Origin of the sequence: Mycobacterium sp. MAC_080597_8934, assembly GCF_000523975.1 — a bacterium.
GTDB lineage: Bacteria > Actinomycetota > Actinomycetes > Mycobacteriales > Mycobacteriaceae > Mycobacterium > Mycobacterium avium.
The window spans coordinates 1-26,672 of sequence record NZ_JAOS01000024.1; the positions used below are offsets into that span (position 1 = coordinate 1).

16 protein-coding genes, 2 pseudogenes and 1 other annotated feature are annotated in these 26,672 nt (G+C 64.5%); of the genes and pseudogenes, 15 read left to right on the forward strand and 3 right to left on the reverse strand.

Going from position 1 to position 26,672, the window contains the following annotated elements; all coding sequences use genetic code 11:
• Positions 1-139 precede the first annotated feature (139 nt).
• The 13 genes and pseudogenes from NF20_RS14380 (at position 140) to NF20_RS25685 (ending at position 18,944) form a co-directional block, all read left to right on the forward strand.
• A pseudogene (locus NF20_RS14380) lies at positions 140-1,605 on the forward strand (IS1634 family transposase).
• 116 nt (positions 1,606-1,721) lie between these two features.
• Positions 1,722-3,212: a type VII secretion protein EccB gene (gene eccB / locus NF20_RS14385; RefSeq protein WP_033711782.1), complete on the forward strand. Its 1,491-nt coding sequence runs from the start codon at positions 1,722-1,724 to the stop codon at positions 3,210-3,212.
• Between the two features lie 5 nt (positions 3,213-3,217).
• Positions 3,218-7,639, forward strand: a complete 4,422-nt coding sequence (eccCa, locus tag NF20_RS14390; RefSeq protein ID WP_081759513.1) for a type VII secretion protein EccCa — start codon at positions 3,218-3,220, stop codon at positions 7,637-7,639.
• A 100-nt stretch (positions 7,640-7,739) separates the two neighbouring features.
• Positions 7,740-8,033 (forward strand): PE domain-containing protein, encoded by a 294-nt coding sequence (locus tag NF20_RS14395; protein ID WP_255343259.1) that lies wholly within the window; start codon positions 7,740-7,742, stop codon positions 8,031-8,033.
• 15 nt (positions 8,034-8,048) lie between these two features.
• Positions 8,049-9,449 (forward strand): PPE domain-containing protein, encoded by a 1,401-nt coding sequence (locus tag NF20_RS14400; RefSeq protein WP_079628296.1) that lies wholly within the window; start codon positions 8,049-8,051, stop codon positions 9,447-9,449.
• Positions 9,450-9,529: 80 nt separating this feature from the next.
• A complete protein-coding gene (locus NF20_RS14405; RefSeq protein WP_033711776.1) occupies positions 9,530-9,838 on the forward strand; it encodes a hypothetical protein in 309 nt (102 codons plus the stop codon).
• A 50-nt stretch (positions 9,839-9,888) separates the two neighbouring features.
• The gene (locus NF20_RS27680; RefSeq protein ID WP_132935534.1) at positions 9,889-10,182 is read left to right on the forward strand and encodes a WXG100 family type VII secretion target; all 294 of its coding nucleotides are present in this window, start codon (positions 9,889-9,891) and stop codon (positions 10,180-10,182) included.
• On the forward strand, positions 10,179-11,225 hold the full coding sequence (locus NF20_RS14415; protein ID WP_033711773.1) for an ESX secretion-associated protein EspG: 1,047 nt from the start codon (positions 10,179-10,181) through the stop codon (positions 11,223-11,225). The genes NF20_RS27680 and NF20_RS14415 overlap by 4 nt, the downstream gene beginning before the upstream one ends.
• A gap of 287 nt (positions 11,226-11,512) precedes the next feature.
• On the forward strand, positions 11,513-13,021 hold the full coding sequence (locus tag NF20_RS27225; protein WP_155947443.1) for a MinD/ParA family ATP-binding protein: 1,509 nt from the start codon (positions 11,513-11,515) through the stop codon (positions 13,019-13,021).
• On the forward strand, positions 13,018-14,550 hold the full coding sequence (gene eccD, locus NF20_RS14425; RefSeq protein WP_033711771.1) for a type VII secretion integral membrane protein EccD: 1,533 nt from the start codon (positions 13,018-13,020) through the stop codon (positions 14,548-14,550). Before NF20_RS27225 ends, eccD begins: the two co-directional genes overlap by 4 nt.
• A 664-nt stretch (positions 14,551-15,214) precedes the next feature.
• Positions 15,215-16,216 (forward strand): S8 family serine peptidase, encoded by a 1,002-nt coding sequence (locus NF20_RS14430; protein ID WP_179944052.1) that lies wholly within the window; start codon positions 15,215-15,217, stop codon positions 16,214-16,216.
• An 83-nt stretch (positions 16,217-16,299) separates the two neighbouring features.
• A complete protein-coding gene (gene eccE / locus NF20_RS14435) occupies positions 16,300-18,165 on the forward strand; it encodes a type VII secretion protein EccE (protein ID WP_033711768.1) in 1,866 nt (621 codons plus the stop codon).
• 86 nt (positions 18,166-18,251) lie between these two features.
• Entirely contained in the window at positions 18,252-18,944 is a 693-nt protein-coding gene (locus tag NF20_RS25685; RefSeq protein ID WP_050593701.1) for a DUF2637 domain-containing protein, read from the forward strand.
• A 29-nt stretch (positions 18,945-18,973) separates the two neighbouring features.
• Here the strand turns inward: NF20_RS25685 and NF20_RS14445 are convergent, their stop codons facing one another.
• A complete protein-coding gene (locus NF20_RS14445) occupies positions 18,974-20,077 on the reverse strand; it encodes a type II toxin-antitoxin system prevent-host-death family antitoxin (RefSeq protein ID WP_081759516.1) in 1,104 nt (367 codons plus the stop codon).
• A gap of 215 nt (positions 20,078-20,292) precedes the next feature.
• Here NF20_RS14445 and NF20_RS25690 point away from each other — a divergent pair, with 215 nt between their 5' ends.
• Positions 20,293-23,733, forward strand: a complete 3,441-nt coding sequence (locus tag NF20_RS25690) for an HNH endonuclease (protein WP_050593700.1) — start codon at positions 20,293-20,295, stop codon at positions 23,731-23,733.
• On the opposite strand, the gene NF20_RS14455 is transcribed toward NF20_RS25690, so the two are convergent.
• Both NF20_RS14455 and NF20_RS14460 read right to left on the reverse strand, forming a co-directional pair.
• Entirely contained in the window at positions 23,726-24,040 is a 315-nt protein-coding gene (locus NF20_RS14455; protein WP_033717317.1) for a hypothetical protein, read from the reverse strand. The genes NF20_RS25690 and NF20_RS14455 overlap by 8 nt on opposite strands.
• 613 nt (positions 24,041-24,653) lie before the next feature.
• Positions 24,654-25,460, reverse strand: coding sequence for a hypothetical protein (locus NF20_RS14460; protein WP_033711763.1), 807 nt, complete (start codon positions 25,458-25,460; stop codon positions 24,654-24,656).
• Positions 25,461-25,685: 225 nt separating this feature from the next.
• Here NF20_RS14460 and NF20_RS26350 point away from each other — a divergent pair.
• A pseudogene (locus tag NF20_RS26350) lies at positions 25,686-26,672 on the forward strand (IS3 family transposase); the annotation flags it as partial.
• Positions 25,985-26,116 (forward strand) — a sequence feature (AL1L pseudoknot). (Overlaps the previous pseudogene by 132 nt.)

Consider the following 26,672-nt stretch of genomic DNA (forward strand, 5'->3'; position numbering starts at 1 on the left):
CGGCGATCCGGCGGTTGTGTAGGGCTGTGACCTGTGTCTTCGGTTGTGGCCTGGTGCGGATTTGTGCACTAGCCGGTGGGCCGTAGGGTGCCTGCGTGGCCTATGTGCGCACGGTGAAGACATCCTCGGGGCGATGGCTGTGCAGGTCGTGTGGTCCTCGCGGCGCGGGTCACGCCGGATCGAGCATCTGGGTTCGGCGCATGACGAGGCCGGGTGGCCGCTTTGAAGGCTGCCGCGGCGCAGCGACTGGCCGCCGGCCAAGCGCAACTCGACCTTGGCTTGGCCGAACGTTCGGCGGCCGAGCCGTTGCCGATCACGTCCTCGAAGTCGGCGCTGCTGTGGGAAGCATTGTGCGCTGCTTATGACAAGGTCGGGTTCGCCAACGTCGCCGATGGGGATGAGGCGTTTCGTCAGTTGGTGTTGGCCCGGATCATCGAACCGACCAGCAAGGCCGATTCACTTCGGGTCGTCGAGGAGACTGGGGTCGTCCCGGTGTCGTATCCGACGCTGAACCGCCGTCTGCCGGTGTTCGCCAAACCCGCTTTCCGGCAAGCGCTTTCGACCGCATGCGCTGCCCACGCGCAATTGGGTCCGGCCAGTCTGGTGCTCTATGACGTGTCGACGCTGCACTTCGAGACCGATGCTGGTGATGGGTTCCGGGAGCCCGGATTCTCCAAGGAAAGACGGTTGGACCCGCAGATCACCCTGGGGTTGTTGACCGATGCTGGCGGGTTCCCGTTGACGGTGGCGGCCTTTGAGGGCAATAAGGCAGAGACCGCGACCATGCTGCCGGTGATCAACGCGTTCAAGGCCGCTCACCAACTCACCGACGTCACGGTCGTCGCTGATGCCGGGATGATCTCGGAAGCCAACCAGGTCGCCCTGCACGCGGCAGGGCTGTCCTACATTCTCGGCGCGAGGATTCCGTTTTTACCTGATGTGGTGCGCGAGTGGCGCGACAAGCACTCCGATGAGGCGATCCCCGACGGCCTGGTGCTCACCCAGCCCTGGCCATCAACCAGCGGCGAGAAAACCCGCGGCATCCCGGACCGGATCATCCACTACCAGTACCGCCATGACCGGGCCCGGCGCACGCTGCGGGGGATCGATGAGCAGGTGGCCAAGGCCGAACGTGCTGTTGACGGGCATGCCCCGGTCAAACGTAACCGCTACATCCAGCTCACCGGGGCTACCAAGAGCGTGAATCGCACACTGGAGGCCAAGGCCCGGGCGTTGGCCGGGTGGAAGGGATACACCACCAACCTGGTGAGCCAACCGGCCACTTTCGTCATCGAGGCGTATCACCAGTTGTGGCGCATTGAAAAGGCGTTCCGGATGTCCAAGCACGACCTGCAAGCCCGCCCGATCTATCACCGCACCCGCGACTCCATCGAAGCCCACCTCAGCGTTGTCTTCGCCGCGATGGCGGTATCGCACTGGATCGAGCACCAAACCGGTTGGAGCATTAAGAAATTCGTTCGCACCGCACGCCGCTACCGTACCGTCACTATCCAAGCCGGCAAGCACACCCTGACCGCTGCTGAACCGCCACCACCCGACCTCGCCGAAATCCTCGCAAACATCCACAGCCTACGTGCGCACTAGCCTGATAAAAGTCGGGTCCTCGCAAACATCCACAGCCTACGTGCGCACTAGCCTGATAAAAGTCGGGTGAAAGTGATGGTGGGTGTGGGTGCCTCTTTGCGGTTACGGTTCGATCTATGCCGGTGAATTTGGCGTCGAAAGCTCAAGCCTCTGCTTATTGGTTTCTGCGGAGGCGGCTCGCGCATGGTTTGTTACGTCGATCTGTGGCGATGGATGTGGAGTGGGAGAGAAACCCGAAGCTGGCCGTGTGGACGTCGCTGGCGGTGGCTGTGGTTCTGGCTTTGGGGTTCACCGCGGTGGGCTGGTGGCGTCCGGATGGTCAGGTCGGTCAGACGAAGGTCGTGGCCGATAGCCGGCACGCGATCTATGTCAATTTGGGCGATGGGCGCCTGTATCCGGCGCTGAATCTGGTGTCGGCGCAGTTGATCGCGGGCAGCCCGGATCAGGCTGCGACGGTCGGTGACGGTGAGATCGCGAAGATGCCGAAGGGCCCGACGGTGGGGATCGCCGGTGCGCCGGTGGCCACGCCGGTGGCGCTGTCGCCGGAGACGTCGCGGTGGGCGGTGTGTGACAGTGCGTCGCCGACGTTGGCTGGGCTGCCGGTGGTGACCGGGATCAACGGTGTGTTGACACCTGGTGACAGTGCGGTGGACCTCGATTCTGGACATGCGGTGCTGATGTCGTTCGAAAATCAGTCGTATGTGGTGACCGGTGGTGTGCGGATGCCGATCGATCTGTCGGATCGTGCGGTGGCGGGGCCACTGGGCATTGAGCCGGGGCGGCCGGTGGTGCAGATGTCGCGGGCCTTGTACGACGCGATCCCGGCTGGTGGGCGCCTGGTGGTGCCTGTCGTTCCGGATGCTGGCACCCCGGCGCCGGTGAATCTGGGGTTGCCGTTGGTGAACGGGGCGGTCGTGGTGACGCGGGATATGGCGACCTCGAAGGATCACTTCTACGTGGTGACCGGTGACGGGGTGCAGGCGATTTCACCGGTGGTGGCTGAGATGCTGCGCCAGCGTGACACCTTCGGTATGGCGACTGCACCGAGGGTGGCTCCGGATCGGCTGGCCAAGGTGCCGACGCGGCATGTGCTGGATGTCGATTTCTATCCGGAGTCGCCGCTGCAGATCGTCGATAGTCGTGATTTGACGGTGACGTGCTCGGCGTGGGAGCGCGGCATCGATGACCGGCAGGGCCGGTTGAAGTTGTTGGCGTCGCGGATCTTGCCGGTCACTGTCGAGCAGGCCCGGGCCGCGACACCGCTGGTCGGCGGCGGTAACCGCGGGGTACAGGCAGATCAGGTGGTGTTTGCTGAGGAGCCGGCGACGTTCGTGTCCACGACGGGCTCAGCACCGGACTCACCGGCGCGGCAGACGTTGTGGCTGATAGATGTTACGGGCATCCGCTATGGGGTGCCGTTCGGTGATAACAACGGGATGCAGGGGCTCGGATTGAAGTTGCAGCAGGCCCGGCTGGCGCCGTGGTCAATGTTGCAGGTGTGGCCAGCGGGTCCGGAGCTGTCACGCGCTGCGGCGTTGACGGCTCACGGCGGGGCACCCGGCGCCGCGGTCGCACTTCCAGGTTCAGCTGGTCAGGCAGGGGGCTAAATCAAATGGGGACTGTTCCGTTTCGTCCGGGTGAGCTGGATAAGCCGCCGACGGTGCCGGGTGGGAAGAAGTCGCTACCGCAGCGGCTGGTGAATCCAGTCAGGCTGCCGATGCCCGGGTGGCAGAAAATTCTGATCATCGTCGTGGTGCTGGTCGTCCTGGGCATGATTGCACTGATCGTGACGCAGCCCGGGATGCGTTCAGGCCCAACGGGAATCATGTCAATCTTGTTCCCCATCATGCTGATGGCATCGATGATCGGCATGGTGGCCGGCGGGCGGATGCAAGGTGGCGGCGAGCGCCCCATGAGCAGCTCCGAGCTGGACGCCGCGCGTAAGGATTACTTCAACGCTCTCGATGATCTGGGGGATGAGGCGCAGGAAACCGCGCAGGCCCAGTTCGAGCAAGCACAACATTTCCACCCTGAGCCAGCGCTGCTACGTGGCCTGGTGGGGTCAACGCGGATGTGGGAGCGCGAACCCTCGGCAACGCCGCCGGTTACGGGGCAGGTCGAGGGTCAGCCCGTTGAGCCGTCGGCCCAGCAGTTGACGGCCATGGCGTTCGGCTGGGTGCGTATGGGTGTGGGCCGCCAGCAGCTAGCCGTGGAGTTCACCTCAGAGGATCAGGGTGAGCCCGCCGAGTACGAGCCCGCGACGTTCGAGGCTGAACGCGACTTCGACATCTATCAGCAGACGGTTGCGGGGATTCCGCGGCCGATTTCACTGCGTGCCTTCGCCGGGATCGGTTTCATCGGTTCCGAGGGGATGGAGCCGGTATATGGGCTGGTGCGGTCGATGCTGTTGCAAGCGGCGGTGTTTCATCCGCCCCGCACCCTGCAAGTGATGGTCCTGACTGATGATGCGCGGCGGTGGGATTGGCTGAAATGGTTGCCGCATAACCAGCATCCGGACTTGTCGCGGGCCGACACCGGTGGTTCGGCCCGGATGGTGTGGACGTCGACGCTGGATCTGGAATCAGCGATCGGCAGAAGTATTCACGAGCGCAGCGAGCATGGTTCTGGGCCGGCGCCGGTGCCGCACATGGTGGTGATCTGTGATCAGGAGCGGGTCGGATCGGAGTGGGACGATCTGACGCGGCCGAAACGTGGCGGCGTCGCGGGTGTGACGTTCATGCGGTTGGCGACGCGGCGGGGCAGTGGCCTGGAGTTCACCGATAGGGCAACGCATTTCGTAACCGAGTCGCAGGTAACAGATGTAGCGGGTAAGGCGGTGGTCAAGCCCGATTATCTGGATGAAGCTGCGGCACGGATGATTGCCCGGAAGATGGCCCGCCACAGTGCGGATGTGTCGCGGGCGGTGGCGGTGGCCGATGTGGGTGCTGAGGGGGTGACGGCGTCGCCGGATTTGGGAACGCTGACGGGCGCGGGCGATGCGCTGGCCGCGGACTTGGATGGCTTGTACGCCAAGGTGCGGTCGGGGCCGCCGACGGAGTCGACGCCGTGGTCGCCGGACTGGGGCCGCTTCCCGTTCGCGGTTGATGAATTCGGCGAGGTTGTGGCACTGGATTTCAAGGAAACCCAGTACAAGGGTATGGGCAACCACATGGTGGGGATCGGATTCACGGGCTCTGGCAAGTCGGAGTTCCTCAAGACCCTGGTCACCAGCATGTGCTTGACGCATCCACCGGAACTACTCAACGTCGCGTTTTTCGATTTCAAGGGTTCGACGACGGCGGCGGCGATCCGCGATTTCGTGCAGGTCGTGGCGGCGGTGACCGATCTGCGCGGCGATGTGTTGATGGACCGGATGACCGAGGGGCTAAAAGGCGAAGCTGACCGACGCAAGCGCCGGTTGGACGCGGCGGGGGCCAAGGATGTCTCGGAGTACGAATCATGGCGAATCCACCGTGGCGAGAACCTGGAGCCGCTGCCCTGGCTGTACATCATCATTGACGAGTTCACCCAGTGGTTCGCCGACAAGGGCCAGGAGGCCAGGGAGCTCGCAGACTTCATCACTCGCCAGGGCCGCGGTTTGGGCATGAGCTTGATCATGTGGTCGCAGTATCTTGGCCACGAGCTGGGTTCTGGCCAGGGCGCGATGAAGAACGTCCCGATCCGCGCGGCCTTGCGGGTGCTCGACGAAAATGACTCGCGCGAGATCATCGGCACCCCGGATGCCAAGCATCTTCCTCAAGGCGCGGCGGGTGCCGGCTTCCTGAAGGTCATCGGCTCGTCACGGCTGACGCGATTCCAGGCGGCATATGTGTCAAAGGAATACACCGCACCGGAGCAGGTTCAGACCGCAGCCATGGTCAAGCAGGAACTCGGCTATGTGCCGCCGAAGATGTTCACGGCGCTGACCATGGATCCGTTACCGGTGCCCGACCCTGCGCAGAAGGCGGCGGCGGCAGAGATTGTGGCGCCGGCACCGCAGTTGCTTGGAGCTGATGGCCGACCGTTGAAGCAGATCGAGGCCTATCAGCAGTCGATTCGACGTAATCAGGAAGGCTCGGCGTTTGTCCCTCACGCGATTTGGTGCCCGCCTCTGGAGGCGTTGCCATCGGATGAGCTGGTGCGCCGCCTGCGGAACCGGCCCTGGTATGAGGACTATGGGTCCGCAGATCGGATGCCGCTGCTGTTCGCGGTGGGGTTGGATGATCGGCCGTTCGAGCATGTCCAGCGGGTGTACGCGCCGAATGTCACCGACGCCAACTGCTTAGTGCCTGGCCGCGGAACCTCGGGGCGCACCACAGCGGTGACGACGATGATCCTGTCGGCGGCATTGACCTACACCCCAAAACGCGTTCAGTTCGCCGTAGTCGCGATGTCCGGTACGGATATCAACGCCATCAAGGACTTACCACATGTCGTGTCGTTTGCTCGCGGTGATCAGGAGGAGCGGGTGCGGCGCTCGGTGGCCGAAATGTTGACGTTGATCGAGCAGCGTGAGGCCGACTTCCAGCGGATGGGGATCGACATCGCCAAGTTCCGCGAGCGCAAGTTCGGCGAGGACCGCGGTAAGGAACTGCCGGTGCCCCAGGACAACTTCGGCGGCGACGTGTTCCTGGTGATCGACGGGTTCACGGCGTTTCGTGAGCGCTACCAGCAGCTCACTGCCCGACCGGGGGAGGGCCTGCTGGCCGACATCGAGGCTATTGGCGCCAAAGGCCCCGCGCACGGGGTACATCTGATCATCTCCACCGACGGCTACATTGCGGGCAAGGCAACACCGACGTTGGCGACGCTGTTTTCGGCCAACGTCGAGCTGAAGCTGCCCGACACCGACGAGCTCAACCACAATCCGAATCCCAACGTCGCCAAATCGGTGCCCTACGGCGTGCAAGAAGTCATCAGTGACGACAACGCCGTGGAGCAGCAGCTCAGCGGCGAGCAGACCGCCGCGACACGAATCGTCGGGCGCGGGCGCACGATGTTCGGCCACCACTTCCAGACGGGACGACCGTGGCTGACGGTCAATGGCCAACGGGTCGACGCAGCTCATCCCGATGCCGCCGCGATGATCACCCGCGTCGCCGGGCCGCGTGCGGCCACCGTGCGGATGCTGCCAAAAGAGCTGTCTCGCACGCAGATGTGGCAGCGTTATATTGAGCTGGAGGGCGAGGTTCGGCAGGGGGTGATCCCGTTCGGATTGTCAGAGATCGGACTGAGCGCTGCGGTGGCTGACTTCTCCAAGCATCCGCACCTGGCGTTGGCGGGCACCGCAGACTGCGGAAAGACCGCCGGTTTGGCTACTCTCGCGCAGGGCATCATGGATGTCTATCGGCCTGATGAGGCCAAGATCTATGTGATCAGCACCGACAACGCGCTGGTGCAATATGTGCCTGACGAGTACCTCGGTCAGTACGAAGTACGCGAGTTCGCCGGGGAGGGAGCTCCGCGGGTGCCGACGGGCAGGATGCTCAGCGGCTACGTTCAGCGCGAAGACCAGATCATGGATGTTGATGCGCACTTGCGTGAGGTGATGCATCCGCGGTTGCGTCCTGATGATGCCACCCAGGAGGAGATCGCCTCGGGGATCCGGCGCTGGAGCGGGCCGGAGATCTTCGTGATTGTCGATAACGAGGACATCTTGGAGGCGTGGCATTCGGAGGCGAGCTGGTCGGGCAGGCCATTTGCCCTGGCGAACGTCGCAGCGTATCTGTCGCGTGCCGAGGAGGTCGGATTGCATGTGATCGTGGCGCGTCGGATCGAGGAGTGGCCGAAGGCCGAATACACGCCGTTGATTCGGGCGCTCAAGGCTAAGCAGACGCCGGTTTTGGTGATGTCGGGTGCACGCACGGAAGGCCTCATCCTGGGCAAACAGTTCGCCGCTGATCAGCCGGCGGGTCGCGGTGTGTACGCCACACGAGATGTCGCGGCGCCCGCCCAGGTGGCCTTGCCCGATCCGGTTGGGACACCGCCACGCTGGCGTGGTACGCAGCGGTCGACACATAGTGAGGAATTGTGAGACATATTTGCGTCAGTGGTTGGCGCTGCATTTGCTCGGGCTATAGCCTCAATTTGAGTAATCACTACACGAGTCGGGAGGGGCCGATCTCATGGGAATGATGGATGTTGATCCGGTCATGTTGGCCGCGCAATCGGCCAGCGAAGCCGCGGGGACCGCGGTGCAGACAGGAATGCTGACCGGAGCAGCCCCAGCGCTGGCTAATCCGGCCACGATGGGTATCGACGAGGTGTCGGTGGCGATTCGGGCCGCGATCGCTGCGCACTCGGCGAATTTCCTGACCGAGGCCGGGCTGGGTGCCGCCCAGCGCGCCGCGTTCGCGGCGCAGGTCGGTACATCCGGTGTGGTGTACGGGGTGTTTAACGGACTGAGCGCAGCCGAGCTGGCGCTGTAGTGGCGGGCCGCGCTGGTGATTGCTGACTTTTGGGCGCTGCCCCCGGAAGTGAATTCTTTCCGGTTGTCCTCGGGAGCGGGTCCGGCCGCTCATGCACCCGAGATCGCGGCCTATCAGGCGGTGGGCACCACGCATGCTGAGCAGTCCATTCAGCAGATGGTGACGACCGCGGCGACCGCTCCGTCTTGGCAAGGTGCCGGTGGTACGGGCATGGTCACGACGTCAACCCCGCTGGCGGCCTATAACGCGCTGGCCGCTGCGCACGCGGAGAAGGCAGCCGGGATGATCGGCGGGATGACTGCGGCGTACACCGGGGCGGTGGCTGGGTCGACGCACTATTCGGTGTGTATCGCCAACCGGGTGCGCGATGCGGTGTTGGAGTCGACGAACTTTTTGGGGATCAACACGATTCCGATCGCCGAGACGGAAGCCGAGTACACGGGGTTTTGGGGGCAGAACGCTGCGGCCTCTACCGGCTACGAGGTGGAGGCGATGCCGCTGGTCACGGCGATGCAGGTGCCACTGACTCCGTCCCCGATGGGAGCCAACCCCGGTGGGGTTGCCGCTGGCATGCTGGCGGTGGGCATTCAGGGGGCAACCACCGCAGCGCATGCACTCGGCGCCGGTCTCAGCGAAGGGATGGCGGCCGCAGCGCAGACGGTCGGCACTACGACCTCTGCGGTTGCCGGTACCACGTCGGCGCTGGCTGGGCAGGCCCCGGCCGCGGCTCAGAGTCCGGGTTCAGGGACGACCGCGCCGGGAACCGGTGCTCAGCCTGGTGCCACTCCGGCCCAGGCGCCGCCGGCCGACGCGGACATGTTGTCTGCCGCTCAAGCCATGTCTGGATCAGTGATGCAGGCCCCGACGCAGGCCATCCAGTCAGCGACCAGCAGCCTGGGGCAGGGCGGTCAAATGTTCTCCGGCGTGGGTCAAGTCGGGTCTTTGGGCAGCTCTTTGATCAACCCGGCGGTGTTGGGCGGGTCGGGCTTGAACAGCCCCGCGGTGAACGCCTTGAGTGCCGGTCCTTCTGCTGCCCCCGGCATCGGCGGCGGCAATGGTGGTTTCGCCGCCGGGGGCGGGGTAGGAGCGATCAACGCTGCACTGACCAAGCCGACTGCCGGCGGTCCGATGGCCGGAACGGTTGGGCTGCCGGGCAATTGGTGGGGTCAGGGTGACAAGGTGCCGGTTGCCGGTGCCAGCGAGACCACCACCGTTGCCCGTGGCGCCTCGGCGGCCGGAGCGCCGGGAATGTATGGCGGCATGGCGCCGGCGGCAGCAGCTGCGCGAGGAGGCCAGGGCAGTGGTTCGCGGGAACTTTCCGAGGCCGACAAGCAGGTCGTGATGGACGGCCTCGGTGATGGCATGCCGGTGTTCACCGACACTGGTGTCGTATTCGCGTCTGGGCAGGGGGTTTAGAGCCGCGGGGACGCGAGCAACAGCACACATGAGAATGTCATATACAGCGAAACCGCTTGAGAGAAAAGGGATTTAGTGCGATGACTTTGAACGTCGACCCAGGCAGAGTCCTGCAGGCCGCATCTTCGCTGGAGGCCATCGGCAACGATGTCGTGGCCAGCCTGAGCAAGTACGTGACGATGAACCAGAACCTCAACGGGACCGGGTTCAGCGGGATCGCGGCGTTGATGTCGGTGAACACCTCCACCGATGTTGCACACACGGGAACACAGGTGCACAACCGTTTCCAGGCGACGATCGATCAGATGCGCAAGGGTGTCGCGCAGTACACCCAGGTCAACCAGGACAACGCTTCGGCTCTGTCATCGGTGCCCACCACCGCTGTCTGACCTTTGACCGCTGGGTTGCAGCAGCGACCCGAGAAAGGATTTGAGTACCCATGGAAGCAATGCGCTACGACAGGGCCATGATGGGTGACCACGTCACCTCTCAGACCGGGCTGGTCTCTCACATGCAAGAGCAGCGCCGCCAGGCCCATTCCCAAATCGAAGGGATTCGCCAGGACTGGACCGGTATGGGCTTCGGTGGCCTCGACGATCTGCACCGCCAGATCGACGCCGCGTTCGACACGGTGTTCCAGACCATCAACCGTCACGGCCAGGCGATCAACCGGGCATCGGAGAACGCGCACACCACCGACGGTGCGGTGAACGCGGGATTCCAGGCGATTTGAGCCACACCACGGGAGCGCGGCTGTCGACCACATCTGAAGGATTGTGGTTAACAGCCGCGCTCGCTGGCGTTTCCCGCCTGCCCGAGGCGTTGAGGATTCGTCCGATCGGTGCCGTCGAACGGGTATTGCCCGGCCATCCGGGACTGCAGATCCTGCAAGACCAAGGCATCTGCTCGGGCCGCACTCTCGACGTCGACGTGGACCGCTGGATGTGGACCTTGGGGCGTCCCGACGTTCAGATCACTGTCACCATCAAACGGCCCACCCGCCAGTTGGATCAGCTCTCTGGCCCGCCACCGGTTTTTGATCCGGGAGTGGATCCGATGGAGGAACCTATCCTGGCTTACGAGGCGCTGATGGCGTGGAACGCCCGGTTCGGACCGCGCAGGGTGGCCGTTTTGTGCTGCCGCGACGGGCAGTGGGTCAGCGCTGCGCGGGTCTGGCAGCCTCACCAGGCTCACGACCCCGAGAGCCTGGCCGCCGAAGGCGCCGACTCAGTTTCGGGCAACGGGGGGACGGCTCACGACGTCGACCAGCTCGACGAGATAGACGAAGTGGTCATCACCGACCTGGGCGGCTGCGATCCTGCGTCGGTGGTCAACGACATCGTCGGCACCCACGCATCCCGAGCCCAGTTCGACGCCATCAACTTGCGTGCTGGCACGCTCGAACAGGTGCTGCTGCGCTGGCAGCGGAACCCGTCGATCGACCTGGCCAGCGAGTTGCGTGCTTGGGGGTTGTCCGCAGCGCAGGCCCGCATCGTGCAGGCCAGTGCTGATATGTCTGCCGCCCAGATCACCGTGAGCGCCAAGCAGTTCTCGCGCGAGAGCATCGATCACGCTGCACACGTGCTCACCATCACCGACACACTCGAGGGTCGGGTTCTCAAGACGGACTCCGAAAGCCCTGATGGCCAGCGGTGGATGACACTGCTGCCTGGCAGCCCGCGCTGGATTTCTGAGGGTGTGGCAACCATGTGCGCCTCCCTGCCGGCGGGGCAGGATTGGTTGGCTCACCGCCGTGAACGCCAGCTCGGCGCGTAGCGCTGCACACGTCGTGCGTTGACTCACACAACATTATCCAGCGCCTATCATTTCTCTCCCTTTTTCCCGCGCGATGGGCATATTCGCCCATCGCGCGGATTTGCTGTAGCCGCACCGATGCGTGGAGTTCGCCGTGTGCGTGGGGTGGGATTTGTGTTGGTCCAGAAAATGGCGCCGGTTGGTGGTGGGCACTAGGAAAAACGCGTTGTTAAGGTCGGCGATATGAGCGAAAAAGCGGCTGGTCGAGGGGTTTACAGCCCTTCTGAGCCGATTCACAAGGGGGGCGTGTGAGCACCAATCATGAGAATGAGTTTCTCGAGCAGCTCGGCGGCTACGACGAGCCGACATCGATCAACATTCAGCGACCTGTGGTCGACCCGCAGCAATACTCGCCGCCATCGACCCAACAGGGCAACGGCGCACATTCAGCGGTAACTGAGGACACCAGCACGGACGGCAGTGAAGGCCGCGAGTCTCGGCCCGGCCCGACGGCGCCGCAGCACTCGTTGGGACAGGATGTCCCCGGACGTGATGCCCGGGACGACGGCCCCGACACCGGGCCGATCGCCGTGGCGCGGCCGGAGTCGGCTCATCGTGCACCACCACCACCGGCGGTGGGTGTCTTGGACCCCGGTGGGGCTCCCGCCTCGCCGCGACCCCCACGCAGAGTCGCCGAAGCCCCTGGGCAGTTCCCCCAGGGCGGCTACCAGCCGCACGCCCAGGCTCACTACCCGCAGTATGGCCAGGCTGCGCCCCAGCCGCCGACGTGGCAGGCCGCGCCGACGCCCACGCCGGCGCACAACTCGGCGCCGGCCGGCACGGCGGTGGTGGCGCGCAGTCAGCGTTCGGCCAATGACCTGCATCGTGCGCGGAAGCGGCCGTCGAAGCGGGGCTGGCGGAAGTGGTTGTACAAAGCCAGCTTTGAGACGATCAATGTTGGTGAGTCGCGCGATGAGATCGAGGTGCGGCTGCTGACCACCGCCATCAAGGCGCCGCTTTCGGGCCCGCATTCGATTGTGGTGACTGGCGGCAAAGGTGGTTGCGGCAAGACGGTGGTGACGTCGGCGGTGGCCACGGTGTTCGCGCAGATCCGGAAGAAAGATCCGGTGCTGGCTGCCGACGCCGATCCGGCCCAGGCGGCCAATCTTCCTGACCGTATCGCCCCCGAAGCATCCTCGACGTTCGCAGATGTGCTGGCGGAGCAGGAGATTAAGCGCAATTCAGAGCTGCGCAACTATACGGGCCAGAACCTGGAAACGGGGTTGGATGTGTTGGCCGGACCGGCGCGGGTCGGTGGGCACACGGACCTGGATGCCGCGACGTACACCGACGCCCATGTGCGGCTGCAGAAGTTGTACAACCTGCTGTTCACCGACACCGGGGTCGATTTTCGCCATCAGGTCATGAAGGCCGTTCTCGACGGTGCTGATTCGCTCATCATGGTTGCCTCGGCGATTCCAGATGGGTTGGCAGGGGCCAATATTGCTTTGGAGTGGCTGGAAGCGGCCGGTTATAAGCGCTTGGAGCCGAACATGGTGATTGTCATCAATCACATTCGGGCTTTCGACGGGCGCAAAGACCGTAGACGCACTCTGCGGCAGGTGGAGGAGATGAAGGCCGAGTTCGTCAAGCGTGTGCCCGAGGATCGGATTTTCGAGTTGCCGTATGACCCGCACATCGCCGAGGCCGGTGTGCTGGAATTCGAGCTGCTGGCGCCGCGCACCCGGCGGGTTCTGATGAAGATCGCTGCGGCCACGGCGAGCGGATTCGGCACGGCCGCAGGTGGTTCGCGGTGAGTGCGCCGAGCTCGGTGCCCAGCGACGAGATCATCGAGATTCGTCGCACCCGGGTGGCGGTGTTTGTCGGGGACGCCAACAGCTCTGCAGGCGAGGGGGAGCCCGACGGTACGGAGATCGATTTTGCGTTGCCCTCGACCCAGAAGCTGATTGCTGTCGTCGAAGACCTCAAGGATGAGGTCGAGCGTGAGTTGAAGCGCCGGCGCCTGCCGCGGTTGGACCCGAAGACGACCTACGTGCTGTGTGACGCTGGCGGTCGCGCGTTGGAGCTGGACAAGACTCTCGATCAGTGCGAGGTGTACGACGGGCACACGCTGTGGCTGTTGCCGCTGGAGGCCACCGAACGTCACTCGCGGGTGGTGGAGCGGGTGAGCACAGCCATCGCGCGTTCAGCGCAGGAACAGTTTCGCGTTGTTGATCCGGAAGTGACCCGTCGGATGACCAGCGTGTTGCTGGTCGCTTTGGTCGGATGGACGGTGCTGATTCTGTCCAAGCTGTGGTGGGATACCGGATCGTGGATTCCGGCCGCGTCGTGCGCGGGAATGACGGCGATTCTGGTGGGGGCCGCGTGGATTGCGTCGGGCTCACCGAGTGAGAACCGTCGCCGAGTGGTAGCCCCGCTGTCGTGGTCAGCGGTGGGAACCGCCGCGGCGGCTGCGGCCATGGGTGTGCCGGGCACACCGGGCGGGTGGCATGTCGCCGCAGCGGCCGGAGCGCTGGTGCTCGGCGTCGTGGTGTTGTCGGTGTTTAGTGGGGATCGTTATCCGGCCGCAGTGGCGTTTTTCCTTACGCTCGGACTGGTCGCCCTACCGGCGGCAGTCGTGCGGGCATGGCTTCATGTGCCACCGGAACGCATCGCTGCAGCGACACTGACTGTGGTTGTGGTGCTCGCGATCTGGGCAGCCAACATCGGGAGTGCGTCTTCGGGCGCCCCACAGCCGTCCTTTCCCTCGATGCGATCACGCCGGGTGTTTGAGCGCCTTCCGAATCGGCCCCGCAAGTCGGTCAGCCCGATCCCGTCGGGCATAGTGATCACCGGGCAGTTGGTAGCGCGCTGGGCGCGACGTGCGACGCTGACGATGACAGGTGTGAGCCTGGCCGCGTCGTTGTTGTTGGTGGCTGGGTGCCGGTGGGTGGTGATCCCGGGTCAGCCCGGTTCGTGGCGTCACACCGTGTTCGCGGTCGGCATTTGCGTGGTGGTCCTTCTGTGGTCACGATCGATGATCGACCGGGTCCAGTCAGTGTCGCTGACAGTGGGTTCGGTGGTTGGGCTGGCGATGGTTGTGGGTCGCTACGCAGGATCGGTGACTCCGGCGTCATTGCCTGTGACCCTGGGATGCGCGGGCCTGGTCGTGGTGCTGGCTGGCGTCGTCGTGTGGGCAGGGTTGTGGCTGCCCGGTGCGGCCGTCAAGGCGCCGCTGCGGCGCGCGGTCATGGGCCTGCAGCTGCTGCTGACGGTGGTGCTGACGTTCCCGTGGATGCTGTGGCTGTGGAATGCCTGGTCGTTCCTGCGGCATATGAGGCACTGAGATGACCACTTCGACAAGGCTTTTGCGTTTTGCGGCCGTGATGGCGGTCGTCACAATGGCCGCGACACCGGCTGTGGCCACCGCGATCGAGGCGCCAGTTGTACCGCCTGGCCCGCCGCCGGCCGACGGTGAACCTGACCCGGGCAAAATGATGCACCAGGTTGAGGAGTGCACCCAGACCACGTTGATCCCGGGCACTGATGTGCGCGAGTTGATGCCCGCGTGGCGTCTGCTTGATATGCCTGCGGCACAACGAATCTCCACAGGCGCCGGGGTCATCGTGGGTGTGTTGGACACCGGTGTGACCCCGGGGCCTCGGCTGCCGCATATGGTGGCCGGAGGTGACTATGTGATGGGTCGCTACGGTGATGGGCTGGCCGACTGTGACGGGCACGGCACCGTGGTGGCCAGTCTGATCGGTGCGGCGCCGATGGGAGCGCCGCTGCCGAGTCGGCCCGTGGGCGTGGCGGTTGCTGCGCCTCCGCCTGCGGCACCAGCACCGGTGCCGGTGCCTCCGCCGCCGCCTCCTCCGACAGTGACCGTCACCGCGACGGCCACGCCTCCTCCGCCACCGCCGCCGCCACCACCGCCGGCTGAGCCGCCACCACCTGATGGTGCGGCTCCGGCGTGGAACACCGGTGTTCAGCCTGTAGCAGGGCCCGGGATGTGGTCGCTGGATGAACCGGCGGCCGGTCCGGACTCTTTCGTGGGCGGGGCACCGGATGCGGTGCTGGTGTCGGTTCGGCAGAGTTCGCGCAAGTTCGGCCCGACTGATCCGAAGATGGAGCAGGATCCCGAGCGGGCCGAACGGGCCGGCAATGTCCACACGTTGGCCGCTGGAATTGTGCATCTGGCCAACCTTGGGGCGAAGGTCATCAACATCTCGGTGGTGTCGTGCCAGTCGGTGGCAAACCTGGTCGACGACACTGAGATCGGCGCCGCGGTGCGCTATGCCGTGGAAGCCAAAGACGTGTTGATCGTCAGCGCGGCGGGCAACGCGGGCCAGGATGGTTGCACGCAGAACCCCGATCCGGTGCCGGCCAACACCTCAGACCCGTTGGGGTGGGATTCGGTTCAGACGATTGTCACACCGGGTTGGTATCAGGACTACGTGCTCACTGTCGGGGCCACCGACGACTACGGTGTGGCCCTGACGGGTCAGAATGCGTCGCTACACGGGCCGTGGGTCGGTATCGGTGCACCGGGTACCTCCATTGCGGGGTTGTCCACTGACGGACAGATCATCAACGCCTCGGTGGACACCCGCGCCAATACGATCAAGCCGATCGGCGGGAGTTCTTTTGCCTCAGCGATCGTTTCAGCGGTAGCTGCCCAGGTACGGGCTCAGTTCCCGGGGCTGAGCGCCTATCAGGTCAAGCACCGCCTGCAGGCCACGGCGCATCCCCCGGCAGCTGGGCGCGATACCGCCATCGGTTACGGCGTGGTCGATCCGGTCGCGGCGCTGACCTGGTCGGGGCCCGACGGTGATCGTTTCCCGCCGTCGCTGGTGACCTCGGCGCCGTTTGAACCGCCTGCAGCTCCTCCGCCGGCCGACCCTCGGCCCGGGCGTGCGGTGTTGTGGGGCGGGCTGGTGTCGGTGGTAGCGGCCGCCGCGGTGATCGGGACTGTGGTGGTGCGGCGTCGCCGCAAGGAGGGGGAGTCGTGAAGCGGTCACCGGTGTCACTGCATGTGTCTCTCGGGTCGGTGTTGGCTACTGAAATCATCACCGCGGCAGTCACGTTCGCTACGGTGGCCACCAACCTGGTGCCGTTGTGGGCTGGGCTGGCGATCGGAGCGGTGCTGGGTGTGCTGCTGTGTGTGGTGCGCTTCGGCGATGCCGTGCCGTGGCGGTGGCTGCAGCGGGCGTGGCGACACGTGCGGGCGCGAGCACCGCGCCAGCTCGTCGTGGGCGGTGTCACTCCTGGCGAGGAGACGGTGGTCCTGCCGGACGGCTCCGAGCGGACCGTCGCTTCCCGGGCGCTGGCTGAGGCGGTGCGCGAGGTGCTCGACGGCGGCCCGTGGCGTCAGGCCTACGAAGGTGCTGGGCTGTCCTTCCCCGAGGTGGGCGTCGCGCCCGGGCCGGCCGAGTCCACCAGCGTCGATTTCGGCGATATCGGCCAGTTCACCGAGCACCAGGTCATCGCCCTGGGCGACAGCAAGGTGTATAGCGCCGACGGTGATGTCGTGGAGATGTCGGACGTCGACACCTCAAGTTCGCAGTTTCTCGGGTGGTTTCATCCGCCGGCACCGGGTGTGCCGATCGATGTGCAGGACCGCGACGGAGTCGTGGGTGTGCTCATCGACGGGACGACCTTGATCACCATGATCAGCGTGTGGGGTCGCGCGCACATGCCGACGAGGTTGCGGCCCCAGGGCGCCGACACGCCTAATCTTGTTCCGATCCAAGTGATTTGCCATGAAATGCAGCGCTACGGGCTCGGCGTGGACGTTGATGTGATCAGCGACGGTTCGCGCACCAGTGGTGACTCCTATGCGGCGCAATACGACAAGTCAATCGGCGCTCGGTCAGCAGCTGGGCAACGCACCAACACATTGGTGATCCGCATGGATGTCGACGATCCGCAGTCCCTGGAGGGATTGGTGTGGCGCTCGACGACGGCGGCGGCGATCGTGGCTGCCACACGGCGCATCGCGGTCGCTGTCGAACGGTCCGGCTGCCGGGTGAAGATCCTTGATGCGCAAGGCATTCAACAGTCGGCATTGGATACTGTGGGCGGTGTGCCGGCAGGGACCGCACCCATTGAGTGCGGGTGGGCCGAGTTGCGCCAACCCGGCCGCGGCTACTTGAGTAGCTTCTATTTCTCAGCCGAGGACGTCGTGGCCGAAAAGCTCGACGAAGTGTGGTCGTTTGTTGCCGACGCCGCGCGCCCGATCACCCGAACCACCCTCGTGTTGGCGCTGCGCCGTATCGACGGGCAGGTGCACGCCTCGGCGATGGTGCGGGTCACCTCGACCCAACCGCTGCCGACCGCGCCGACTCCGTACCTGAACCGGGCTACCGGGTGGCAGTGGGAAGCACTGCAAGCAACGATTCCAGGGGCGGCGCGTCTGGTCGGGCTGCCCAGCACACCGGTCACCGCGGACTTGGATAGGGCGATCGTGGTGGGCCCGTCCGGTATCCCAATCGGTGGAGTTGGGCGAGATAGCATATTGCTGATGCCGCTGAGTGATCCCGCGGCGCCAACGCAGATCACGGTGTACACCGACAACGATTTCAGTGTGCGGCAACTGATTCGACGGGCAGCCGCAGCGGGTGATCGGGTTGCGGTGTACGACCCGGCCGGTCGGTGGACGATGACGGCGGCCAGCTCGCACATCTGGAGCACCCCGGACCCCTCAGCGCAGCCGCCGTGGCCGCCGACGCTGGTGGTGCACAACGGGCAAGGCAACCCGTATCCAGGTGCCTGGTCATCAATGGTGGTCGCGGGACCGCGGTCCTCGCTGCGTGACCGCCACGGCTCTCACCCGGATCGCGGACGCCGGGCCGATATCGAGATCGAGATCAAGCCCGACCATGTCCGGGTTCGCACACAACGGTTCGAGTCGATGCTCACGCCGGTGGCGTTCCGTAACGAACAGACCTACCTCAACTGAGAACCGGGTTCCAGGAAGGAAATCCCATGGCCTCACCTAAGCGTGCTCGTGGCTTCTTCTGGACGGTCCTGATCGCGGCGACGCTGGTGTCGATCGCGGCCAACGCCGCGCACGCCAAGCTGGTAGTCACCTCCGTTCCCGGGGTACTCGCAGCAGCGGTCGCCACGGTGCCGCCCGTGGTGCTGCTGGTGGCCACCGAAGGTCTCTCGATTCTGGTGCGCACCAACCGCCGGTCATCACTGATCTACGCAACGGCAGTTGTCATGACGGTGTTTCTGGCACTCGCCGCGTTCGCCCTGTCGTTTTTCTCTTTGAAGGACTTGGCCCTTCGATGCGGCATTCATCCGTGGCTGACCTGGCTGTGGCCCTTGGTCGTCGACGTGTGCATCGCGCAATGCACAGTCGTGCTGCAAGCGCTCAACCACCAGCCCGACGAACAAGAAATCGACGAGCGAGAAAGCGTTGAGGTCGCGAGTACTTCATCGGGTGACTTCTCCGACGGGGATGACCCCGACGGTCCCGCCAGCCCGTTGGAGCTCCTCGACTTCGATGAGCCCGGTGACGACGCGGCGCCCAAGGATTTGTTGCCTGTCGCTCAGGAGATCGTGGGCAACGGTGCGACCAGGCAGCCACCGGAAGTCGTGGCAGAAGTGCTGCGACGCCACCACTCCGGTGAGCGGGCGGGCAAGATCGCCTCGGCCATGGGCCTGCACCACAGCACCGTCAACCGGCTACTCAACGCCGGACATCGACGGGCCCTGGCCGAGAACACCCGCTGAGGTCTGCCTCGCTGGATACCGGGGCAAGCTCAATTGCTGCTGGGGGTCGTTTCGGCGATTTTGGCGATGAGCGCCTGCCTGACGGGTATCCCGTCAGGGCCGGCGGCTTGGACATTGAAGAATTCGAACCGTGGCAGGTTGGGGCGCGCGGTGGGTTTTGCGACGATTGCGGCGCCGGTGCCTATCGGCAGGAACTTTGCCGCGTCGGTGCCGATAGCGATGCGGGAATCGACCGCATCGCGGGTGGCCAATGCGACACGGTAGGACACCATGTTGGCGAAACCCGCTGGCAGGGCAATGGTCCGCTGGGTTGCCAGCAAGAGATTGATTTGCAGCGCCCGACCTTCGCGGAAGAGGTTGTCGAGGCAGCCGTGCAGCGTTATCCCGGCCGCGCCGTCGAGCATGGGCTCCACATCGTCGATGACCACGAACAGTAGGGGTGCAGATGTGCCGGAGTTCTCCAGGTCGAAGGCGGGCAACTCGCTGTCGGCGATCAGTTCGACCCGTTCCGCGACGATCGCGTTGAGGTGATCGACGAGGTCGTTGACGACGGCAGTGTCGCGGCCATCGAACACCCGCTGGACATGTGGCAAGGCTTCGAACCCGCGGAAGGTGTGGCACCGACTGACGAGCACGAAACTGACGCGGTCGGGGGAGTAGCGGGCACACAGGCTCAAGACGGTGGTGGCCAGCGCGGTGCTTTTGCCGGCTCCACAGACGCCTTGGATGAGACCGTGGCCGCCGTCCCCGCCGTCGTGGACAGGTGTGAAGTCGATAGTGACCGGAATTCCGTTGGGCGCCAGGCCCAGCGGAATTTGCAGTGCTAACTCGGCCGAGTTCGCCCACGTCTCACGGGCATTGAACGTCGCCACGTCGGTGATGCCAACAGCGTCTAGGTATGCCTGGACTGGGTCGGCGACCTCCTCTACGGCTGGCTCGAATCCTGTTGACGCATGATTATTTTCGGTGAGGGACTCCAGGAGTCTCAAGTCGTCCATGCTGATGAGCGCAGCGGTAGGGGAGTTGCGATTGACGATGACGAAGCGGCGCCCATTGCCGACGTTGGCCAAAAGGTGGGAGGCGTTGCGCGCGAGCTCAGTAGCGGTAACCAGATCCTTCTCATCAAACTTCATAACCTCAGCGTAGTGCGTTACACACTTCCATACGTACCACAATGCGTAATTAACTACGCATAAAGTTCTACTGAGTCGGGATCGTCACCCCGCGATCGGCGAACCGAACACGCGCAGCACTACCGTTCGCCAATACGTGGGCAACCCGCTCAGCCAGCGACACGGCTTCTGGGAAGATGAGTCGACTACCCGTTCGACGTCGACAGCGAGGCCTCGTGACGATCAGCGCGCAGACGCGCAAGCTGCTGTGGAGCCGAGCCCACAACACGTGCTCTTTCGCCACGTGCTGGCAGGCCTTGACGACCGATGAGGTAGACGCGCAAACCGGTGAACGATTCCCGGTGGTGCTCGGGGAAGAGGCTCACATCCGTTCGGGGAGCCCGGGCGGGCCTCGTTACGACCCGGACTATCCCAGTGCGGCCATCGACACGTACGAGAACTTGATGCTGATGTGTCCAACGCATCACAGCTTGATCGATGCGCACAACGGCGATGGCTTCGACGCCGAGACGCTGGTCAAGATGAAGCGCCGGCACGAAGACCAACAGGAACGCAAGGAGCGCATCAACGCGGCCGTGCGACTCTATGTCGGCAGCCAGTACGAGATCGATGACAGAGTCCTGTTCGAGCAGGTGGATTTGCACGGTCCCAGCGTCGACGCCATGTTCGTCGACGTTCCGTTCGCCTGTTCACGCGACGCGGCCATCGCCGAACTGATCGAACGCATTGCCGCTGAGCACCCCGGCGACCCGGAGGCATTGGAGGGCGCCGGCCCCAAGGTTGTGGCTGGCGCCGCCCAGACGCTGTTACACCCCGACTGGCGGGGCAGCGCCTTGCTGATTGGTGGGCCTGGCCAAGGAAAGTCGACGCTGCTGCAGTACGTTTGCCAGTTTCATCGCTCCCGCATGTTGAGCAAGACCTCATACACTGGCGCCGACCAGCAGCTCGCACCGGTGACGTCTACTACCCGCGTGCCAGTCCGGGTCGATCTGCGGCGCTATGCCCAGTGGGCCAGCACCAAGGAACCGACCAGCAAGAACAAGAAGGGCAAACGCGCGGCGGATCAGGGCTGGCGCAGCATCGAGCAATACATCGTTGCCGAGGTGAAGAAGGGCAGCGGTGGGCATGAATTCTCGTTGCAGGATTTGGCCGCATTGGTATCGACCGAACCGATGCTGATCGCCCTCGATGGACTCGACGAGGTGGCCAACATCGAGCACCGCATCGAGGTCAGTGACCAAATCGTCGAGACGCATGCACGGCTGAAAGTCGACGCACGTGATCTGGTCGTCGTTGTCGCGACGCGGCCAGGCGCGACGACGTCGCGTCTGTGGTCTTCGGGTGAGTTCCCACGATTCACCTTGCAGAGGCTCTCGCAGGGACTTCGGATCCAGTATCTGAGGAAGTGGTCGACCGTCGCAGGGCTCAGCGAGGAGTCTACGGACAAGCTGCAGGCGACGTTTATGGACAACCAGCATGTCCCGCATATCCGTGAACTAGCGTCCTATCCAATGCAACTCGCGATCCTGTTGCATCTTCTTTATCGTCGCCAACTGCTTCCCCAGCAGCGCACCGAGCTGTACGCGGAGTACTTGAAGACGTTTCTGGATCGCGAGCAGACCGCGGAGAAAGAACCGCTGCTTGCCGACCAGCGCGACACCATCGTGAGCGTACATGCCTACCTGGGATGGTATCTGCAGACCAGGGCGGAAGAGGGCGCCAGCGCCGGGTCGATCTCGCGCGATGAGTTGCGCAAGCTACTGCGCGAGCATTTTGAAGGCCAGGAGTACGGTCAGCAGTTCGCCGAGCGGTTGTTCTCAGCGATCTCCACTCGCGTGCTGTGCTTGGTCGAACGAGAAACCGACCGCTTCCAGTTCGAGGTCCAATCGCTACGCGAATACTTCACTGCGCTTTATATTTTCGAGAACGCTCCCCCTAAAGGTGTCGGGAATTCGCGTGACGACTGCCTCGATGCGTTGCTGCAACGGCCCTACTGGTCCAACGTCTGCCGCTTCTTCGTCGGGATGTTCTCGAAAGTAGAAGTGCGGGGAATCCGCCACAACTTGCGTCAGTTGAGCGCCGCAACAACTGATCTCACTCTTCATCCGATGCTCCGCGCGATGGCCGCCCAGTTCCTCGATGACCGGACCTACGTCGGGCAAGCTGATGAACCCATCCAAGAGGTTGTGGACTTCGTGCTGGAAGGCCCCGGAGTGGTGCTGGCCCGGGACGGCATGCTCGACGCCAGCGGTCCGCACCTGCAGTTCTCCGAGCGGGCCGGGCAATCACAGGCCGCCCGACACCTCAAAGCACGCTTGGTCAACGAGGCGTCGGCGCAGACCAGATCAGCCATCGCCGAGCTGCTGCGCCGGCACAGCACACCCGGCGAACTTCATCAGTGGTGGTGGGAGCAGTCAGACCCCACGCTTGAGTGGCTGCAGACCGCAGCCGACCTGGGCGTCCTAGGCGACCTCAGCGATGCTGAGAACGCCACGCTCGCCGCCACCGTGACCGCCTTGAACCCCGAAACGGCCTGGCTGGCCATCCTTCTCGACCAGGGCGGCTACAACGGCCGCCACGGGCCGGTCATCGAACTCTGCAAGGCCGACGTCAACGACGGCGCGGCCGAAATCATCCCGCCGATCGCAATCACCTCGGTCGCAGTCTTGATGGAGGGCGCAGCCAAGGCGCAACTACGTCCCTATGGCACGTACCAGGGCGCACACCGGACACGAATCCGTCAGCGAGGCAACACCGGTGACGCGGTCCTGCACGAGATGGCCGAGTTGTCCAACTACCTGTCAGCCCAGCCGATCACCGAATTGACAGCCAACGACTGGTTCAACCGGCTGAAGCGGATCGCCCAGACATGGGGCGACGGCTGGGTTTTGCGTCAAGCGCTCTCAACCGCCCCCGTCGACGCTGACCTACAGACGCTGGCTGATCGCGCAGCAGACGAGCAGCCAACGCTGGCTACTGCGGCCCGGTGGGAATATGACGCTCGCTCCCACGCCAGAGATCGAGACTGGTGGGAACAGTCGCTGGCCGCGTGTGGATCTGACCTAGACCGACGGCGTTGGATCTTCGCGGCGCTGAGCATCGCGCGGCCGCAAGCTGTCCTACATGTGGCAGCACACCTCAACGAGACAGTGTCGGGTCTTTCACCCAAACACTATGCAGCGCTACAGTATGCGCTCCGACGATTCAGACTATCGCCGATGTCCCGCGAACTTGTGTTTGCCGAGCCGTTGCGGCTGCAGCAGGTCGACGCGAGTCCGCGGCTACTGTGGTTGATCCGAGCGGTGGGAACCGAGGCCACCACCGAATGGGCAGATAAGCGGCTGGCAGCCAATTTCGAGTCGTTGCTGCAGCCAGGATTAGGTGACATGCGGCCTTTGCTCCGCACTGTCGGCGCCCAGACCACAGTGAAAGTCAAGCAGCTCCAACACAGCCGCTCCGTGTTGCCCGTCGGCGGATGGGCAAGCGATATCAAGCTCGGGGCGCTCAGCCTCGAGCTGGCCCGCGAGATCCTTCGCAACCCCGAGCAGTGGCCGGGCGACGTCGTTCAACGAGCCGCCGAGAAGATCGGCACCAAGCTCGCGTCGAAAGCACCCACGCTTGCCACCGTCGCCCAAACCGCCGCGTGGTTCACATAAACCCAACTAGCCGACGGCGACGGCTGCCGGCCTGGGGCCGGCGTTGGTCTCGGTGATGCGTGGCCCGCAATAGGTGCAGCGCACGGCCATGAGGGTCGATGCCCAGGACCGCGGACAGGGTCTGCTGCGGATCGTCAAGAAACGCTGTGATGCGTTGTCCCGCCTGGGGATAGGTCGCCGCAGATTGATGTTCCAGTTCTGGATAGATCGTGGCCAGGTTGATGACAGGGTCATGCCGGCCGAACCAGTACAGGCGGTCGGTGTTGTCCCCGTCATTGATCACGAGGAAAATGCTCAAGTTGTTCACGGCGGCCAATGTAGGCGGCAGCAGCGCTCGCAACGTGTCGTGACGCGTTGGGAGGAGCCACTTTTTGCGTGGTGACCACGCACCGAGTGACGGAACTGGGGCCACAGGTGATGCAACTTCCCGCGCCGCCCTTCTTGCCAGTAGGGCCCCGCAAACCTGGGTTCCCATCGCCCGCGCGCATCGCCCAGCCCTTGACGGCCGTCCACCGACCTGTGTGCCAGGCTGTCCACCAGTCCTGGTGCGCGCCCTCGGCGAGGCGTCGTGTCGGCACTTCGGTGACGTAGAGGTCGGCGGGAGGCTTATAGCTGATGCGCGCGACTTCCTCAGGTGGTCGCATGTGATCGCATTGTCTTTCACGTCTGGATTGCGCAGGGCCGCAACCAATGTCACGAGAGAGCGCAGCTACAGGGTCTCGTCGAGACTGAGGCCTCGGTCGGATGAGTGTTCGCGTATGCGTTCGTCGATGTGGCGTCGTTTCGTCAGTTCGCGCAGGACGTGTTCTATGCGTACGTTCTCGTCCGGAATGGGGTCAGCGGCGGTTGTGGCCAGGGGCCGATGCTCGACGCTCGGTACGCGGGTGTGGTCAGGGCGATTGTGGTCGCCGGGCTGGGGTTCAGCGGAAAGTTGTGCCATTGGTGCTGCTCCCATCGGGGATTGTTACGAAGGTGGTGAAAGTGCTGCCGAATGCTCCGTCGATGACTGTTGAGGCGAACCAGAGGGCGCCCAGGGCGGCCAGGATTGCGCCGCTCACCAGGGGCAGCCAGGTGATTTTGGGTGGTGTGCGGCGGTGGGTGACCGCGGGCGGTTCGGGTTTGGCCGGTTCAGGGTCGAGAAGCGTCGGTACTGGTAGATCCATGGGGCCGAGGAAGAGTAGGTCGTCGACTTCTTGGGCGGCTGGGGCCATTGGCCACCAGTGCGAGGAGCCGTCGACGGCGAGCCAGCCCTCCAATACGCCGTAGACGCCGGCGGCGAGGAAGGTGGCCGGCAGCTGCGCGAGCACCCACGGGATGATCAGTGAGGACCAGATCGAGGGGGCTGGGTCATAGAAGAACACCAGTGGTGTGCCGCTGAGGACCGCGGCCCACACCATGGCTGGGATCGGGTATGCCCGCAGCTTTTCGGGGATCAGCGTGGTGATGCGCGCGTAGACCAGTCGGCCGAGTGGCCAGCCGAGGGGCGCGGCGACTGCGGCGGTGGCCAGGATCGTTTTTTCCCACCAACCGGTGTCGGCGGCCTTGCGGAAGAGGATTCCTGGCCTGACGTCGTCGTCGTGGGGATCGGGGCGGACGCCAGTGCGCGCGCGGGTGCGGGCACGTAGCCGCTTGCCGAGCAGTTCGGCGCGGCGCTTCTGGAAGACGAAGATGCCCGCGTGCGCTGCGATCCAGGCTCGTCGCTGATCGTCGAAAACGTCAGCAGGCATTGCGTACTCGGGTGGTGGGGTCGATGCGTGCGACGGCGTCCCAGAGTGCGGCCAACTGACGTTCGACGCATTGCAGTCGAGCCTCGACTCGGGCTTGTTCGTTTCCTCGCGGCGGCTGCGGTGGGGGATCGCCACCGTTGAGAATCTGCGCACATGCGCCGGGCGGCCATTTGAAACGCCCTGGAAATCCCGGAGGCTCCTGACCTTGGAAACGAGGATGCAGGTATGCCGAAGGAACAGTCGCCCGGGAAGCCGACGACACGTCGATACAGTGCCGAGGAGAAGGCCGCCGCGGTGCGGATGGTCCGCACCTTGCGCGCGGAGCTGGGCACCGAGCAGGGCACAGTGCAGCGGGTCGCTCGCCAGCTCGGCTACGGAGTGGAATCGGTGCGCACCTGGGTCCGTCAGGTCGACATCGACGAAGGCCTGGCTCCTGGGGTGACGACCTCGGAGTCGAAGAAGGTGAAGGAACTCGAACAGGAGATCCGAGAACTCAAGCGTGCCAACGAGATTCTGAAGCGAGCGGCAAGTTTCTTCGGGGCGGAGCTCGACCGCCAACACAAGAAATAGTCGATTTCATCGACGACAATCGCGGGGAGTTCGGGGTCGAGCCCATCTGCACGGTCCTGCGCAGCGCAGGCTTGCAGGTGGCCCTGAGCACCTACTACGACGCCAAAGCCCGGGTCCCATCGGCGCGGGCCCTGCGCGACGCCGTCCTCGGGCCGGCGTTGTGCCAGCTCTGGAAAGACAACTACTGCGTCTATGGGGCCCGCAAACTCTGGAAAACGGCTCGTCGCGATGGTCATGACGTCGGTCGCGATCAGGTGGCCCGGCTGATGCGGGCCGCAGGCATTGAGGGGGTCCGGCGCGGCAAACGGGTGCGGACCACCAAAGCTGACCCAGCCGCGGCGCGGCACCCGGACTTGGTGCACCGCAACTTCGCCGCGGCTGCCCCGAACCAGCTCTGGGTGACCGACCTGACATTCGTGCCGACCTGGGCCGGGGTGGCCTACGTGTGCTTCATCATTGACGCACACTCGCGGATGATCGTGGGGTGGCGGGTGGCTTCGCACATGCGGACCTCGATGGTTCTCGACGCGTTGGAGATGGCGCGTTGGTCACGCGGAACTACATTGCAGGACTTGATATGTCACTCAGATGCCGGGTCGCAATTCACGTCCATTCGCTACGGCGAGCGGCTCGCTGAGATCG